Genomic DNA, 16,183 nt, shown 5'->3' with positions numbered 1-16,183 from the left:
GCCTGTAACAAATTCAATGTCGTAATTTTCGGCCGTCAGACCACCCGGCGTAACATCATATTTGCCTGCAGCACCACCTCTATCGTACTTGCATTCGTAAGCTAGAGTTCCGTTCAAAACCGACTCATCTTCTTCGCCGACAAAGCCGCTATATTCAACGCTAGCATTTGGCGGTTCATCACCATAGGTAATCGTGTCGTTCTTGGCCGTAACGGTGAGCGGTGCCTTGGTGATGTTTGCTGTGACGTTTGCTGGTTGGTCAGAAAGGTAATAGTTGTTCTTGTCGGCTCCCGTGAGCGTAAATCCGCTGAAGGCGACTGCGATTCCTTCGCCAACATTGGCCTCTGCAAATACCGCCGTTCCATATTCAACGCCGACATCGTCGCTGTCCAAAACACCTGATACTGTAGCCGTTCCAGTGATGGTTGCGGATGTAGAACCGTCATAGACTTTATTCTCAACGCTTACGCCAGTAACGGTGAGCGGAGCCTTCAAAATTTCAAAAGTCTTCGAAATGGAGCCGGGGTAGTCGCCCATGCCGGTGATGGCCATGTTGGCGGTTCCGGCCGACACATTGTTCGCACATTCGACCGTATAATCGGTACCAAGGATGAGCGTTGCTTCGCCGTCGTTTACGACGACTGCCGGACAAATTTCAGAACCAGAGTACGTCTGGTTGGGGATGGTGGCGATGGTGATATCAGAATGCGAAAGAGACTTTTGTACGGAAATCGTTAGTTCAAGTCCATATTGGTCATCATATCGGTAAATCTTTTGAGCATTCAAGCGTATCAACATTGAATTGCCGGCGCTTGCAAATGAAATGTTATTGCTATTGCCAAACAGCGAGGTTATCTCATCAGTCAAATTCTCGTTTTCGTATGCAGACAGGAAATTTGTAGTGTCGTGCTGCGCTTCGTTCCATTTCATTGCATCGGTTTTGCCTGAAACCACCAAAGCGTATCCTGTAGGAACGTGAAGTAATAGGCGTCCGTCGGAAACTACTAATTTCCCATCCTTGCCTTCGCTGTCATAGACTTTGATGCTCTGTCCGACATTGAGATAGACCGTCTTTGTTCCATTCTCAGGCAGATTTACATAATGCTCGCTACCGTCCTGCATCAATGCCATATCCCATTCCACAAGGCTGAACGTATATGCGTTCGAGCCACTGTAATTGCCCATACCCGTCACCGTCAGCGTATAGTCGCCCAGTTGATCAACGGTTGTAACTATCTGGTCGTTGCTGTTCTTAATGACTGCAGTGTAGTCAGTGCCATCTGTCAGTTTGTCGCCGTTGTAGTCGTAAACCTCATAACTGACATCGACTGCTGTTCCTTCTGTGGTGACAAAATTCCTCTGCATCAGAATCTCACCACTTGATAGCAAACTGTTATCAAGAACAGCGGGAATTATTTTTTTCTCCTGTTTATACAACCCTTCTGCTTTGGCAAACATCTCCGTTTCGTCATAGAAGAAACGCTTGCCTTTGAGAATAGTGATTGTACCGGCATAACTTGCATCGATGAAGTCCGTGTTGTCTGTCCATGACATGGAGATTGTACCTTCTGCACCGTCTTTACTCGGTCCTATTCCGTAGGCGCCATCAGAGCCACGGGCGGTAACCTGACCTCCGCTAATAGCGATAGTTCCGCCACTACCATTTACGCCACGAGCTCCACCGATTCCGGCACTTTCATATCCACCTGTAGCATTTACAACGCCGCCAGTGATGGTGATTGTGCCTGCAGAGCTGTTCGAACCGCCTCCAATGCCAGCACTACCGCCAATTGCTCCCCCAACGGCTGTAATATTACCATCATTGATAGTGATACTGCCTTCTCCGTCAGATTTTTCTCCGCTTCCAATTCCAGCTCCCCTGGCGCTACTACTGGCTGGTACCGTTACTGTACCCCCGGAAATAATAATTATACCGGCATTGCCTTTTTCGCCACCGCCTATACCAGCTCCAGTAACAGCACCACTTCGATTTGCTGTTATAGATCCACCTGCAATAGTAATGTGACCGCCATTAGCACCTTTGCTACCACCTATTGAGGCCGCGCCTCCCTGTATGATATTTGTTGTAATCGTACCACCATTGATGATAATAGTGCCATTGCCACCATAATTACTATATCCGCCTCCTATCGCGGCAGAGACACCTTTGCTATTATTACTTGCATTAACTGTTCCGCCAGAAATAGTAATCGTACCCGCATTAGGACTACCATAACTGCCACCGATAGCAGCTTCAGAAAAAGTGTTGCTATTAGCTGTTAGATTTCCTTCACCGTCAATCGTCAGACTATTGCCTTCATGTACACCAATACCCCCGTTGGCAATAAGCGTTGCACCTGCACCGAGGTTCAGTGCAACATCACCATTGATATAGATACGAGAACCGAAGGTTACCGTGCCATCACCCGTAATGTTGACAGTACAATTCTCCCATGTTGCAGCATCAGAGATTGTTTGACCATTGGCTTCAATGGTTATTTCTGTTGCCCATGCACTTGATACAAGAGCGGTAAAGAGTAACATCGCAAGAAATTTGAAGCTTTTCATATCATCTCTAATAAAAAATATGCATCTCAAAAATAAATAAAATGCGATCATTTTTGAGAAATAATAATTAGATAAACTAAAAAAATTTAAGAAAATAGTTCATTTATCTTTAATAAAAAGCATACACCAAGGTAAAAATAATTTTACACCAACATACTAAACCCATTTTTTCTAAACATGTCTCTTTTTCAAACGCCATAACTTTATGTTGTTCATAATTTTAGACAACATATTATTTTCAGAAAATAGTAATAAATTAGTTTACCACTCAATTCGCAAATAAATTATTACACTCAAATTAAGCAAATCAAACATTTCATCATTAACAAATTAGTTAGATTATCCGCAAAAAAAAATAAGAAGGATTATGATAAACGCATCGCTACAATTTTTAGCATCACAACTAAACCAGTATTTGTGCAGAAAAAATCCGACTCAAGAAAAGTTAGTAGTTGTTTCCAAATTAATGGACAATGACGGACGCGAACCAGAGCTTGTAGCGAACAAACTTATCTTATTTTTAGCCAATGTTGAAAAAGATTTCGTAACAACCTCTAACTCAAAACCAGATTATGACGGCTTTCGAAACATCGTACATTCAAAACCTATATTTCTAAATCTACATATCGTTCTTGCAGCAAATTTCAAGGCCAACCATTACGAAGAATCCTTAAAATACCTTTCTAAAGCGGTCGGTTTCTTTCAGGACCACAACGTTTTCGACCGCACCTCGTTTCCTGATCTTGCGACCGGCCTTGAGAAATTAGTTCTTGATGTTGAAAATCTGAATTTACAAGAAATGAGCAACTTATGGAGTCTCATCGGTTGCAAGTACGTACCATCGATTATGTACAAAGTACGCACCGTCGCTCTCGGTAGCGGTTATTCTTATTATCGCCCGTACGTCATTCATGTTCCAGAAGACGCCGCCCTGGGAGTATACTAATGAACTACAAGGTATGGGCAAATATTCTCGTAAACCATGAGTATTTGGGCGGCAAATGCGGCTATTTCAGGTTTCTGCCAGACAATGCGTCAAGCGAAATCATGAAACGAGAAGGATTCCTGATGAACGAAACATCAGAAGGATTCTACTTGATTGCCCAGGAATCTGCATTCACCGAAGACTTTAGCCTCGTCTTTTGGGCCACCCCAACGCGACAGGACCTTTGGAGCGTCACATTGTTCGACGAGATTCCTAAAGAGAGCATTCCCTTCGCAAAAGCAAACAGTGATTCTACGCAATGGAGTTCCATCGAAAAAGTTGAAATTCCTAAGGAAATGCAATTCCCTACGCCAATGTTCGGGATAGAAATCAGCCGCACAAGCGAAGATTCCGATATAAAAATCACACTGTCTTTAAAACCCAAAAAAATGAAATGGCGTTACAACATTTTGGGTATTTCAGAGTTTAGCGAACCCGAAGTTATAGGAATCAAGAGCTACAAGGACAGCGCCATTTTTAGTGTTTCTACGGACAAATCTGGACATACCGTTTTCACATCAGAGCAAGAAATTCCGCTGTGCTTTGGCGCTCCCCCACACTTTCAGCTACGCGAAAAGAATTCGACCAAGGCGATTATAAAATGCCTGCCCAATATGGACGCAAGAGCCATCGCCACGGCCATTCTTGAGAGCGGCAAGCCAGAAATCATCGCAGAGACTTTTATTAACACATAAACCCCATAGGAGAAAAAGGAAACAATGTCTGCATCCTATAAAACCCCTGGCGTCTATCTCGTTGAGAAAAACGCTTTCCCCAGTTCTGTAGTGGAAGTCGCTACGGCCATCCCCATGTTTATCGGCTACACCGAAAAGGCCGAATACAAGGGACAATCCGTATTCAACAAGCCATTCCGAATTTCATCTTTTGCAGAATACAGGGCCGTCTTCGGCGAAAGCGCACTGATGCGTTTTACGCTGGAAGACGGCGGCAAGGTAACACCCCCTAAGGTTCGTTTCCGTCTGTTCGACGCCATCCGCATGTTCTACCAGAACGGCGGCGCATCCTGCTACATCATGTCCGTAGGCCCCTATGGCGAAGAAATCTCGGAAAAGGCCCTGACTGAAGCAATCATTCCCTTCGAAAAGGAACAGGAACCCACCTTGGTCGTGATTCCCGAAGCAGTTTCTCTTGAAACTGCAGACGCCTGTGCCAATGTGCAGAACGCCATGCTCGCCCACTGCGCCAAGATGCAGAACCGCTTTGCCATTCTTGACGTTTTCGATGGTTACAAGGAACCGCGGGAATGTATTTCTGACTTCCGCGAAAAGGTGACCAATTTCTTGAACTATGGTGCCGTTTATTATCCGTGGCTCAACACCAGCGTAGTGCAGTCGAACGAAGTGACCTTCGCCAACGTCGAAAATCTCGATGTCTTGACCAAGATGCTTATTGACGCTGTTCCCGCAGAACCAGCCACCAAGGCAGAACAGATTAAGGCCGAAATTGAGAAGATGGCTGCCGTCGATGTCAAGGACGAAGCTGCCGTGCAGACCATTCACCGCACACTCTCGGTGATTTGCCCGAACTACGCCACCATTATGAACCTGGTTCGCGAACAGCTGAACCTGATGCCGCCTACGGGAGCCATTGCAGGTATCTACACCATGGTCGACAACGCCATTGGCGTGTGGAAGGCTCCGGCAAACGTGGATGTAAATGGAGTCATCACCCCCGCCATCAACCTCACCAACGAGGAACAGGAAGACCTGAATGTACCTATCAACGGTAAGGCCGTTAACGCCATCCGTACTTTCGTAGGTGACGGCAACAAGGTCTGGGGCGCACGAACCCTCGATGGTAACAGCCTCGATTGGCGTTACATAAACGTTCGCCGTACCATGATTATGCTTGAAGAATCAATCAAGCTCGCCTCAAAGGCTTTCGTTTTCGAGCCGAACACAGCAAATACATGGGTTACCATGAAAGGCATGATCAACAACTTCTTGACAAGTGTCTGGAAACGCGGCGGCCTTGCCGGTTCTAGTCCCACGGACGCATTCGAAGTGTATGTGGGCCTCGGTGAAACCATGACTCCCGAAGATATTCTCGAAGGTATTTTGCGCGTAACCATCAAGGTTGCCTTAATTCGCCCGGCAGAATTCATTGAACTCACTTTCCAACAGCAACAGCAGAAGTCCTAATTGATAGGAGGTAATTAAAATGGCAGAAGATGGTTCTACCCAATCCGCAAACATTTGGCCTTTGCCTAAATTTCACTTTCAAGTAAAATGGGGCGACCAGGAAATGTCTTTCCAGGAAGTCACCGGCCTAGACGCTCAGTCCGAAGAAATCAAGTACCGCGTCGGCAATAGCCCAATTTATTCCGTTATCAAAATGCCCGGTCTCATCAAGTACAGCAATGTTACGATGAAGAAAGGCATTTTCAAGGGCGACAACAAATTCTGGGAATGGTTCAGCCAAATCAAGCAGAATACGATTAAGCGAATCGATATCACGATTAGCTTGCTCGACGAAACAAGTGCACCAACAATGGTTTGGACACTCAAGAATGCCTGGCCTACCAAAATTTCGGGATACGAACTCAAAGCCGAAGGCAACGAAGTTGCTGTCGAAAGTATTGAAATCGTTCACGAAGGTATGACAATCGCTAATAGCTAAGGATTCGTATGCCTGATACAGTCGAATGGTCGCTTCCCGTTGTATTCCACTTTTCTGTAAAGGTGGGCAATTCGGAGATTGCTTTCAGTGAAGTCTCCGGTTTAGAAACCTCTATAGAGACAAAGGAAGTTCACAGCGGTGGCGACAATTCGACTGTTTATCATTTACCCGAAAAAGTGAAACATGCCGACTTGGTTCTGAAACGGGCTTTGCTTACTGAAAGCGATCCTTTTTTTAGATGGTGCATAAGTAGCATAAATTCCGCAACAAACGCATTCAAGGTAACCCCCAAAACAGTCGAGATAAGCCTGCTAAATGAAGAAAATAAACCTCTAGCAACCTGGAATTTTGACGGAGCATACCCAGTCAAGTGGTCGTTCGGCGCATTAAACGCCATGAAAGGCGAAATCATGATAGAAACAATGTCGATGAAATACTGGAACGTAAAAAGGACTCTTTAATATGTCATTAGAAATCAAGAATCTTAGCATCAATGTAAAAATCGAGTCAGACTGTAACAACCAAGAATCGACGGAATCCGTCAAAGAAAGCGTATTGAGAGAATGCAAACGTTTAATCGAAGATTCCATGCGCCATAATCAGGAGCGATAGATATGGACGGCTTAAGCAAACTTACTTTTAAAGCTTTTCGCGAAAACAAAGGTGAACTGTCTCCCATCAGTGACAGAGATCCATTTACAGTTATGCTTAATCCAGAAAGTCTAGAACTATCATCCTCAATTACTTACAATAAAGCCAGAAGGAAGGCTTACACACTCTACCAATCACAAGAGCCCACAACCATAACGATTCCAACACTTTATTTTGACACAACGGGCTCAATTCCCCAAGCAGAATGGCCTAAAGGTTGTTCAACCGTTAAACAGATGGTTGACAAGCTAAAGAAAGTTGTTTACGACTTTGATGGAGAATCACACCAGCCGCCAATAGTAAAAATATTCTGGGGAGACAACACCTACACAGTCCGAGTGAACTCTTTTAAAATCAAGTACACTCTATTCAATATGGTCGGAGCCCCCATTCGGGCAGAAGTTTCCATGAATGCAGCATATTTTTATCTGGAATGGAAACTTGCCAACAAAAAGAAATCCCCCGACCTGACGCACCTTGTAGAAGTCAAAGCAGGAGACACGTTGCCGCTGATGTGCGTTCGCGTTTACAACGACCCTTCGTATTACCTCCAGATTGCAAAAATCAACGGACTTACCAATTTCAGAAATCTTAAACCGGGAACCATGCTAGAGTTTCCACCCATTAAGGATTAAATCATGCCAGAATCTCCATTAAAAGACACAGGTGGAATTGTTGAATGCACCATCTTTTGCAAGGGCAAATCGCTCGCGTCGACATCGCAGATTATTTCGGCCGATGTAGAATACCGTATCAACAGCATTCCAAAAGCAACGATCACAATAGCAGATGGCGACATGCCTACAGGCAAATTCGAACTCTGCGAAGGAGACCAGCTAAAACCCGGCGAAGAAATTGAACTTAAGGCCGGTTATTCAACAGACCTCAATTCCGTTTTTAAGGGAGTCATTACTCGTCTGGGAATCTCGGTTTTAAAAGACGGATCAAGCTGCACCAAAATTGAGTGCCGCCATAAGGCCATTGCACTTACGGAATCGCGACATAACGCTAATTACCAAAACAAAAGTGATGACGACATCATCGGAACGCTCGCATCAAAATACGGAATCAGCTCTTCGATTGGGGGCGGTCACCATAAGGAACTGATGCAATACTATTGCACTGACTGGGACTTTATCATGACACGCGCAGAGGCTAACGCATGTTGGCTATTGGCCGATCAAGACGGAATGTCAATCGAGCCCATCAGTTCTAAGGGCAACTCGGAACTTTCGCTGACTTGGGGAACCGATATCATTGAGTTCAATGCCACGGTCAATTCGGAACACCAAGTAAAGAATGTAGAAGCCCGCGCCTGGGACATCACCAAGCAACAGATGATTTCCGGTAAATCAGGAGCACAGTCCGTACAAACTCAAGGCAACTTAAGCTCTAGCGATCTCGCCAAAGCACTCTCAATTCCTGACCAGGTACTACAAATAAATTCCCAAGTCGATAAAGGGATTTTAGACACCTGGGCCAAGGCCGAACAAATGAAAAACGAGCTTTCTCGCATTAGCGGAAGTGCCACATGCACCGGCAACCTGAAAGCGAATTTGGGCAAAATGATAAAACTCGATTACCTAGGAGCACGATTCAACGGAGATGCTCTCGTATCGGGTATTCACCACCACATGGAAATCGGTTCATGGACAACGACACTTTCGTTCGGGATGAAAAAAGAGTGGTTTGTCGAAAAATTCAACACCATGGCTCCAGTAGCATCGGGGTACAACAGTGGAATCACCGGCCTTTTGACAGGCATCGTATTGCAAATCCACGATGACCCCGATAATTTAAATCGCGTCAAAGTCAAGATTCCGATAATGCAAAACGAGCAAGAAGGCGTATGGGCTCGCCTTGGCACCCCCTATGCCTCTAATGGCGTTGGCGGACTCTTTTTTCCGGAAGTCAACGACGAAGTCATCCTTGGATTCTTCAACGGAGACCCATCTAGTCCCGTCATTTTGGGGAGCCTCTACAGTTCCAAGCAACAAGTTCCCCAAAAGTTGGAACAAAAAAACAACATCAAGCAACTGTTGACCCGCGAAAAAATGAGCGTCACATTTGACGAAGAAAAAAAGATAATCACCGTAGCAACGCCTGGCAGCAGAAAAATCATATTGGACGATGATGGTAAAAAGATTACGCTCGAAGACCCCTGCGGAAACAAAGTCGAAATGTCCGATAGTGAAATCAGCCTCGAAGCAACAAAGGACATTGTTGTCAATACAAAGGGAAAATTCAATGTCGATGCCAAGGGCGGTATCATGCTGAAATCAGCCGCCGATTTAAAGGCAGAAGGATTGAATGTAGAATTTAAGGCGAAAGTAGGCTTAAAAGCACAGGGCACTGCGACAGCAGAAATTTCTGCATCGGGACAGACGACTGTCAAGGGTGCCATGGTCATGATCAACTAAGGAACGAGTATGCCTCCAGCAGCAAGAATCACAGATATGCATACATGCCCCATGCAAACACCAGGAACGCCACCTGTCCCCCACGTAGGTGGACCTGTCGTCGGTCCCGGAGTCCAGACGGTTTTGATTGGGGGCATGCCCGCAGCTGTCGTGGGAGACAGCTGCGTATGCGTGGGGCCGCCCGACACCATTATCAAGGGGTCCGCGACAGTCTTGATTAACAAAAAGCCGGCCGCACGCATGGGCGATTCTACCGCCCACGGCGGCACAATCGCCCAGGGATGCCCCACGGTGCAAATAGGAGGCTAGGTGAACTCGCTGACGTTTCTTGGACGCGGATGGAAATTTCCGCTAAAGTTCGAAAATGGGACCGTCGCCATGTCCGAAGCCGAAGAAGATGTGGATGAAAGCCTAAACATTTTGCTCGGGACATACCCCGGCGAACGTCTAATGCGTCCAGATTATGGTTGCAGGCTCCGCGACTATTGTTTTCGCAATTTCGAAGAAACCACCATCGCACAACTCGATGAAGAAATAAGAAACGCCATCGACAACTTTGAGCCGAGAGTTACTGTAGAAAACACCGACTATAAAATGGACGATGTGAACGATATTCTGCAAATTATTATTGACTACAAAGTCATCGCCACTAACAGTCGCCGCAATTTAGTGTACCCCTTCTATATAAACGAAGGCACCGACATAAGCATCTAAGGAATTATTGTGGAACATCGTATTTTTGTCAGCGAAGGTTTAAGCCAACAAGCTCGCAAGTTCAAAGAACTCGCGAAGACTTTTGTCGCTGTCAACAACATGACTCTGCAACAATTGCTCGAAGAAATTTGCAAATACGAAAAGCAGCAAGATTGTCCGCTCATCATCAATGAAAATGATATACCTAAGCTTGCAAAAGCAATCGAATTTGATTCCGATGGCAATATAGAACCTTCGGCAGCTCTATATACCATTTTCGCAAAACTATTAAATCGAATTCAAGAACGAATAAACGATTTACCTAGTCGACGAATGGATTTCTATTTCCGCACCATATTGGGAGAATGTCCCAACAAGGCGCACGGTGATCACGCCCATGTCATTTTTCCCATTGAACTAGAAGGTTTCAAGCATAAGCTCAAAAAAGGAACAAGGTTCATTGCCGGAACAAATAAAGACGGTGAAAACATTGAATTTGAATCCGTAAACAACGCCGAATTAAACGATGTCCAAGTCAAAAAAATCTACACCCTAGCTGTTCCCGAAAAAGGCGCATCTACAGTATCAGAAATCCCCGTCTACACACCGAGTCAAGCCATCGAAAGCAAGGACATAGTTCCGTACCCATTATTTGGCATGACCCGCTCCGGAGACCGCGCCGTCAATTCAGAATTCGCGCGACTTGGACTTGCTGTATCGTCTCGCCTACTATACCTGAACGACGGCATCAGACATATCAAGGTAAAACTCGTATTCGAAGGCGAAAGTGTCAAAGGAACTCTTTTAGAATGCGGACAAGCTCCTGAGCTATTCCTTAAAGTATTCGCAAACGCGTTTCAAATTTCACTTACAACTGCAGAAGGCTGGTACGATGTAGACGGATACCAAGTGGAATCCCGCGTCTTGGATGAACATTGCGAAGCAAACTGCATCGGACTTATATTGCAACTTTCGGACATGACCCCGGCTATTGTCAACTGCGACCCAAACATACACGGCGACGAATATAATTTAAACGGCCCTGCAATGCGTATTACAGTCAAGCCCCACGCATCGTACAACCCATGGGAAACCTTAAGAAACTTAAAGTTACGAAAAGTCCTGTTGCAAGCAAACGTGACAAATTGCAGGCGACTTGCCCTAAGCAACGACATCGGCCCTCTTTCGATGAATGCGCCGATACAGCCATTCGGCCCGATACCTGCCGTAGGCAATTCACTTGTCGTTGGTTGCGAAGAAATTAGAGGCAAAAGACTTTCTGCGTTTGAAATTCACGGAAATTGGCGAGGGCTCCCCCATTCAAGGGATTTTTGCTACTGGTACAAACAATACCCTAAAGCACCGCTAACTCGCGACTTTAAAGTTTCTGTATCGGCACTTCTTGGCGGATACTGGTACCCGTTTAACACACAAACGCCACTGTTGCAAGATCTATTCCAATCAGAATCAGATGCAATTTCAAACAAGCTGACCATCTCTTGCGATAAGGCTCTTGGCGGAAGGACTTTTGAGCAACAATACGATGCAGAAGATTTTGTATTTACGCCAAGTTCACGTGACGGTTTTTTCAAGATAAAGCTAATCTCACCCGAAAATGCCTTTATGCATCAGGATTATTCCAAAGTTCTCTGCGGAAATTTGATGCAGCAGGCCATTCGAAAGAATCTCGGAAAAGAATTCGAGCTACCAAACCAGCCTTATACGCCGGAACTAGAAAATCTTTCTGTCAGCTACACGGCCACGGCAGAAATCAATCTAAGAAGCCCGGACAATAGTGACGGCAAAATTTTATTCTTGCGTCCTTGGGGCGTAAGTGAAAAGTCCCATTTAAAGCTGGAAGGTGGAGCTCTTTTCCTGGGACTTTCCCCCACAAAAAACGCCAATAGCGTGAATCTTTATTTTCAACTGAACAGAGATTCCGACAACATTCACGAAGATGGCGAAATAGGATTCGTTTGGTCATACCTTGGAATAAATGGCTGGACTCGCATTCCATCTGACAACATTTTATATAACACAACTGCTAATTTCACGACTTCAGGCATCGTATCTATTAGAATTCCTAAAGATTTCATCACCGATTCTAAATTGATGCCACAAGGCCTCTGCTGGATTCGCCTGGAACCGCAAGGAAACTGGAGTCATTGCAGCCGTCTGTTTTCGATATATACGCAAGCGGTCGAAGTCGTTCGAACCAAAGGTTTCGAGCAAAAGAACAGCTTCAAGCATTGTAAACCGGGCTGCATCAACGAACTCGCACAGAGTATCGGCGGACTATCCGCAGTATATCAGCTAGAAGAATCCTTTGGCGGAGAACCTGAAGAAGACCGCGAAGAAATGCAGACACGAGTGGCGGAGTACCTATACCACCGCAACCGCATCTTAACCGCAAGAGACTGCGAGCGGATGATTCTTGAAAAATTTCCCGAAGTTCATCTGGTTAAGTGCTTCGCAGGTTTATCGCCAGAAAATCCGAGCCAACCCACCCTAGGGCACATGCTCATTGTACCTGTATCTCCTTTATACGAAGACGGTCGGCACATTTGGGACCCTCGCTTAAGCGGGAAAACTCTCGAAGACATCAAGCAGTTTGTAAAACAAAATTCATCCTCATTCGCAAAAATTTCCGTCATGAATCCGCAATTTGAAAAGATTCAGGTGCGTTGCAATGTGGACTTTGTAAACGACAATGACGAAGGCGAACTTCTGCAAGACCTAAACCAACAAATAAACAACTACCTATCTCCATGGAATAGCGACAGCTCGTCGCGTTTCTTTGGTTGGTCTCTCAACAAAGAACACCTACAAAAATTCATCCAGAATTTGCCCTATGTCGAAGAAATCCAAGACTTCTCGGTGCTACGCATCAGTTCCAGAGACCATTCCGAATACAACATGGAAGAATCCGACGAATCAAGCAGCCAGTACATTCGCGGAACAACCCCTTGGAGCATTCTAACACCAATGAAAAAGCATTTCCTCAATATTGTCGAAAAAAACGAGGACCTTCGTGACATCACCATTGGTTATGGAGACCTTGAAATTGGTTCGACATTCATTATTCAAAGGAGAAACAATGGCTAGGCTCAACCGTTCACTTCTAAAGACTAGGTTCAGGGCAGGACAAATGCCTTGCGAAGAAGATTTCCACGATCTCATCGATTCTATGGTGAATGTGGAAGAAGAGGGAATTGAAAAGACGCGCGAAACGGGGCTGAAAATATCGCAGATTACAGACTCCGGCAAGTTGATGAGTTTCTACGAAAATTCCACCGAAGGAAGCCCTCTCTGGCACAGCGAAATTCGCAAAGATGTAAACGGAAACCGCAGCGGACTCCACCTGAGCACCCCTGGCATAGACGATTCTTCTAGCGTACTTTCGCTGATGGGCCCCATGCCCGACGGAGAGAGCGCCCCCATAGGGGTCGGCATCGGGACGCGTGAACCCGAATGCACCCTGGACGTAAAAGGAGTCATCGCCTCATCGGGCCGCATCGGTAAAGAAAATTCCAACTTCAAGGTTCCTACCGACGGTAAATGGCACGACATCACCGAAGAATTGAGCGGTTGCCAAGCTTTTGAAATCATGGCAGGCGTAGGCGGTCAAGAAGACGAAGGCAGATTCGCCTTGACACACGCTATCGCTGTAAATGTATTTCACGGACGACCCAAGGTAAATGCAACACAATCGTATTATGGCGGACGCGGTTCAAGAATCGATGTTCGTTGGATTGCTGGATCTGAAAAATACAGATTCAAGTTGCAGCTGCGCGTACGTTGCGCCTACAAAAACGGTTCGTTTGTACGATACCGCCTAACAAAACTCTGGTACGACAACTTCATGGAAACCACCCTTGATTAAGACCGTTTCCAAAAATACCGATGCACAAGGGCTTGATTACGAGACGCTTCGCCTCGAAGGCATCCGTCTTATTCAAAAGCTATGCGAAAACGTGTGGACAGACTTTAATCCACACGATCCAGGAGTCACCATCTTGGAGCAAATCGTCTATGCCCTGACCGACTTGGGATACAAGGCTAACTTCGACATCACCACTTTCCTTGCAGACCAACAAGGCCAAATCAACTACAAGCGCCAAGCTCTTTACACACGCGAAGAAGTCTCGCGGCAGTTCCCCGTCACCATCGAAGACTACGAGCGATTCTTTGAACGTGAACTAGATTGCGAAAGAATTGACTTTAAAGTAACCGAACCAGGGCTTTATTCGGTACAGCTATGGCCACAAGAATCTTCTACGGAGACAAAGGAATCCCTTATAGGCCGCTTTACCGCCCTTTGGCGCGAATGGCGAAATCTTGGTGAAAGAGTCACTCAAATTTCTGTCGAAAAAAGCGAAGGCGATTTAATCCGACACGTCTACGAAACTCCTTTCGAAATAGATTGTTGTAATTCGCAAAAATTGCCTACGGGCGCGCCCTGCGACTTCATAGACTATTCGCCCATTATCGAACAATTCCCTTCGATATACCGCTACGGCACAGGAGCTAACGAACTAAAAAAATACCTTGAGCCCATAGAACACCTATTCAAGCTCTTTTTGCAGGCAATGCAAGATTTTGCCGAAATGTTCTCGGTGTATTCGCTAAAAACCGATTTTCACCATTACAACCGCATTTTGAATCAGATGTTGGCCATGTACGGAGTCCAATATCCCGATGCGCTATTCTTGCAAATGCGAGAAAACAAACGCAACAACGTTGAAAACTCTATAGCCTTCCGAAGCCTGTTGCGTTCGAAGATAAATTATCTGCGCCACTTACCCGAATTGCACATGCACCGATGCGGGAAATGGTGGAAGCAACGAATCGAAATGATGCTTGGCCTAGAAAAGCAGTCCCATCATTCCATGCATATATATGTCATCGATGGAATTTTCCTTAAAGATGGTTTCGGAAAGGTTTTTGTAGTGTGGTCCGCAGAAACCCCGTTTACCAACACCCAGGAAAAGCGCGACGGCATCGAACGCTTTATCCGCGACGAACTTCCCGCCCACCTAGTACCGGTCTTTTACTGGGTTCCGCACAGGAGCATGCATACATTCAATTTATTCGCACACAGCCCAGCGGCATTAGAAAAATGGTTCAAGTTCCATGAAAAATTTATTTCGGGGGCATTATGGCTGTAACAGGAATCAACCGAATAGACGAATTGACATTGAATCTGACATGCCCCAACCGCATACAGGCTTCCGTTATCGAAAGCAAACTCTACGATTTTGCGCGGAACGATTTAATGGAATCGCTTGACAAAGTAATGAAATCGTTCGCCCCCGAAGATGACATCATTTTAGACAGGATTGCCATCGACCTCGGGACCGTTCCAGCAGAAGATTCTCTAAAGCACATTCTCCAGAACTTATCAGACGAACTGGAACACGCCTTGCGCGCTCAACTACTCGAAAAACAATGCGAACCTGTCGCAAAAATTTTGCAGGAATCGTGCAGCCGTCGACTTTCGCTAGAAAAATCGGCAATACTCGAAAAAGAAATTAACAATCAAATTTCTGAATGGAGCCGAGAACACTCCGACGAAAAATTTGACCCGCTGCGTATTGCAGAAGTCATCTTAAAGCGCATCCAATCGCAAGCCCCAGGCCTAGACATCCGTCAAATCGCCTGTAGCGTTTTCGAACAGCTTAAGAAATTAGGCGAAAAGAAAAAGCCAACTCCCACAACGCGCATTCCGCTTGCAGGAGACTGCGGCATCGTATTGCTTGCACCTTACATTCCGATGCTTCTTGACAAGGCCGGCTGCACGGCCAACAAGGCTTTCAAAGACGATTCCAGCAGAGCTCTCGCTGTTTCGTTACTGAACTACACTGTTTACGGTTCCTACACGGTTCCCCCAACCGAGATATCGATTGCACAAATACTTTGTGGACTCGATCCCGCCATCGGTCCCGTAGAAGAATGCGAACTTTCTGAAGAGCAAAAAACACTGGCCAACAGCCTGCTGGCGGGCGTCATCGCAAATTGGAACGCTATAGGCCACTCGACTCCCGACGGACTACGCGCCTCGTTCCTCATCCGCCAAGGCACCCTAAACGACAGCGAAGAAGGCCCCCTGCTTACGGTAGAAAATTCGGCATACGATATTCTGCTTGACAAATTGCCATGGGGTTACTCCACCGTAAAGCTCCCCTGGATGAAAACACCGTTACATGTAAAATGGCGCTAGAGGTAA

At 45.9% G+C, this 16,183-nt stretch carries 14 protein-coding genes; 13 read left to right on the top strand and 1 reads right to left on the bottom strand.

Annotated elements, in window-relative coordinates; translation table 11 throughout:
- Nucleotides 1-2,568, bottom strand: a 2,568-nt coding sequence (locus BUA93_RS15595; protein WP_254794023.1) for a YDG domain-containing protein, incomplete at its 3' end; no start/stop codon positions are given.
- Nucleotides 2,569-2,935: 367 nt separating this feature from the next.
- Between BUA93_RS15595 and BUA93_RS15590 the strand changes: the two genes are divergently transcribed.
- The 13 genes from BUA93_RS15590 to BUA93_RS15530 all read left to right on the top strand — a co-directional run bounded on the left by BUA93_RS15590 (nucleotide 2,936) and on the right by BUA93_RS15530 (nucleotide 16,177).
- A complete protein-coding gene (locus BUA93_RS15590) occupies nucleotides 2,936-3,514 on the top strand; it encodes a Pvc16 family protein (RefSeq protein WP_072980988.1) in 579 nt (192 codons plus the stop codon).
- Nucleotides 3,514-4,248 carry a hypothetical protein gene (locus tag BUA93_RS15585; protein WP_072980986.1) on the top strand — a complete coding sequence of 245 codons (735 nt, stop codon included), beginning with the start codon at nucleotides 3,514-3,516 and terminating at the stop codon, nucleotides 4,246-4,248. Before BUA93_RS15590 ends, BUA93_RS15585 begins: the two co-directional genes overlap by 1 nt.
- A 24-nt stretch (nucleotides 4,249-4,272) precedes the next feature.
- Nucleotides 4,273-5,715, top strand: coding sequence for a phage tail sheath family protein (locus BUA93_RS15580; protein WP_072980984.1), 1,443 nt, complete (start codon nucleotides 4,273-4,275; stop codon nucleotides 5,713-5,715).
- 19 nt (nucleotides 5,716-5,734) lie between these two features.
- Nucleotides 5,735-6,193, top strand: a complete 459-nt coding sequence (locus BUA93_RS15575; RefSeq protein WP_072980982.1) for a phage tail protein — start codon at nucleotides 5,735-5,737, stop codon at nucleotides 6,191-6,193.
- An 8-nt stretch (nucleotides 6,194-6,201) separates the two neighbouring features.
- Entirely contained in the window at nucleotides 6,202-6,654 is a 453-nt protein-coding gene (locus BUA93_RS15570; protein WP_072980980.1) for a phage tail protein, read from the top strand.
- 153 nt (nucleotides 6,655-6,807) lie between these two features.
- Nucleotides 6,808-7,479, top strand: coding sequence for a CIS tube protein (locus BUA93_RS15565; RefSeq protein WP_072980978.1), 672 nt, complete (start codon nucleotides 6,808-6,810; stop codon nucleotides 7,477-7,479).
- 3 nt (nucleotides 7,480-7,482) lie between these two features.
- Nucleotides 7,483-9,264: a type VI secretion system tip protein VgrG gene (gene vgrG, locus BUA93_RS15560; RefSeq protein WP_072980976.1), complete on the top strand. Its 1,782-nt coding sequence runs from the start codon at nucleotides 7,483-7,485 to the stop codon at nucleotides 9,262-9,264.
- Between the two features lie 9 nt (nucleotides 9,265-9,273).
- On the top strand, nucleotides 9,274-9,573 hold the full coding sequence (locus BUA93_RS15555) for a PAAR domain-containing protein (RefSeq protein ID WP_072980974.1): 300 nt from the start codon (nucleotides 9,274-9,276) through the stop codon (nucleotides 9,571-9,573).
- Nucleotides 9,574-9,978, top strand: a complete 405-nt coding sequence (locus tag BUA93_RS15550; RefSeq protein ID WP_072980972.1) for a GPW/gp25 family protein — start codon at nucleotides 9,574-9,576, stop codon at nucleotides 9,976-9,978.
- A 9-nt stretch (nucleotides 9,979-9,987) separates the two neighbouring features.
- Nucleotides 9,988-13,062 carry a hypothetical protein gene (locus BUA93_RS15545; protein WP_072980970.1) on the top strand — a complete coding sequence of 1,025 codons (3,075 nt, stop codon included), beginning with the start codon at nucleotides 9,988-9,990 and terminating at the stop codon, nucleotides 13,060-13,062.
- Entirely contained in the window at nucleotides 13,055-13,840 is a 786-nt protein-coding gene (locus BUA93_RS15540) for a hypothetical protein (protein ID WP_139258130.1), read from the top strand. Before BUA93_RS15545 ends, BUA93_RS15540 begins: the two co-directional genes overlap by 8 nt.
- A complete protein-coding gene (locus BUA93_RS15535) occupies nucleotides 13,833-15,125 on the top strand; it encodes a hypothetical protein (RefSeq protein ID WP_072980966.1) in 1,293 nt (430 codons plus the stop codon). Before BUA93_RS15540 ends, BUA93_RS15535 begins: the two co-directional genes overlap by 8 nt.
- Nucleotides 15,116-16,177 (top strand): contractile injection system tape measure protein, encoded by a 1,062-nt coding sequence (locus tag BUA93_RS15530; RefSeq protein ID WP_072980964.1) that lies wholly within the window; start codon nucleotides 15,116-15,118, stop codon nucleotides 16,175-16,177. The genes BUA93_RS15535 and BUA93_RS15530 overlap by 10 nt, the downstream gene beginning before the upstream one ends.
- The last annotated feature ends 6 nt before the right edge of the window (nucleotides 16,178-16,183 follow it).

This window comes from Fibrobacter sp. UWH4 (genome assembly GCF_900142475.1).
Classification (GTDB): domain Bacteria; phylum Fibrobacterota; class Fibrobacteria; order Fibrobacterales; family Fibrobacteraceae; genus Fibrobacter.
This window is presented reverse-complemented; position numbering and strand designations above follow the sequence as displayed.

Bases quoted from the DNA above. Each gene is read 5' to 3' on its own strand.
- BUA93_RS15590 (WP_072980988.1), top strand. From the start codon at position 2,936: ATGATAAACGCATCGCTACAATTTTTAGCATCACAACTAAACCAGTAT.
- BUA93_RS15585 (WP_072980986.1), top strand. From the start codon at position 3,514: ATGAACTACAAGGTATGGGCAAATATTCTCGTAAACCATGAGTATTTG.
- BUA93_RS15580 (WP_072980984.1), top strand. From the start codon at position 4,273: ATGTCTGCATCCTATAAAACCCCTGGCGTCTATCTCGTTGAGAAAAAC.
- BUA93_RS15575 (WP_072980982.1), top strand. From the start codon at position 5,735: ATGGCAGAAGATGGTTCTACCCAATCCGCAAACATTTGGCCTTTGCCT.
- BUA93_RS15570 (WP_072980980.1), top strand. From the start codon at position 6,202: ATGCCTGATACAGTCGAATGGTCGCTTCCCGTTGTATTCCACTTTTCT.
- BUA93_RS15565 (WP_072980978.1), top strand. From the start codon at position 6,808: ATGGACGGCTTAAGCAAACTTACTTTTAAAGCTTTTCGCGAAAACAAA.
- vgrG (WP_072980976.1), top strand. From the start codon at position 7,483: ATGCCAGAATCTCCATTAAAAGACACAGGTGGAATTGTTGAATGCACC.
- BUA93_RS15555 (WP_072980974.1), top strand. From the start codon at position 9,274: ATGCCTCCAGCAGCAAGAATCACAGATATGCATACATGCCCCATGCAA.
- BUA93_RS15540 (WP_139258130.1), top strand. From the start codon at position 13,055: ATGGCTAGGCTCAACCGTTCACTTCTAAAGACTAGGTTCAGGGCAGGA.
- BUA93_RS15530 (WP_072980964.1), top strand. From the start codon at position 15,116: ATGGCTGTAACAGGAATCAACCGAATAGACGAATTGACATTGAATCTG.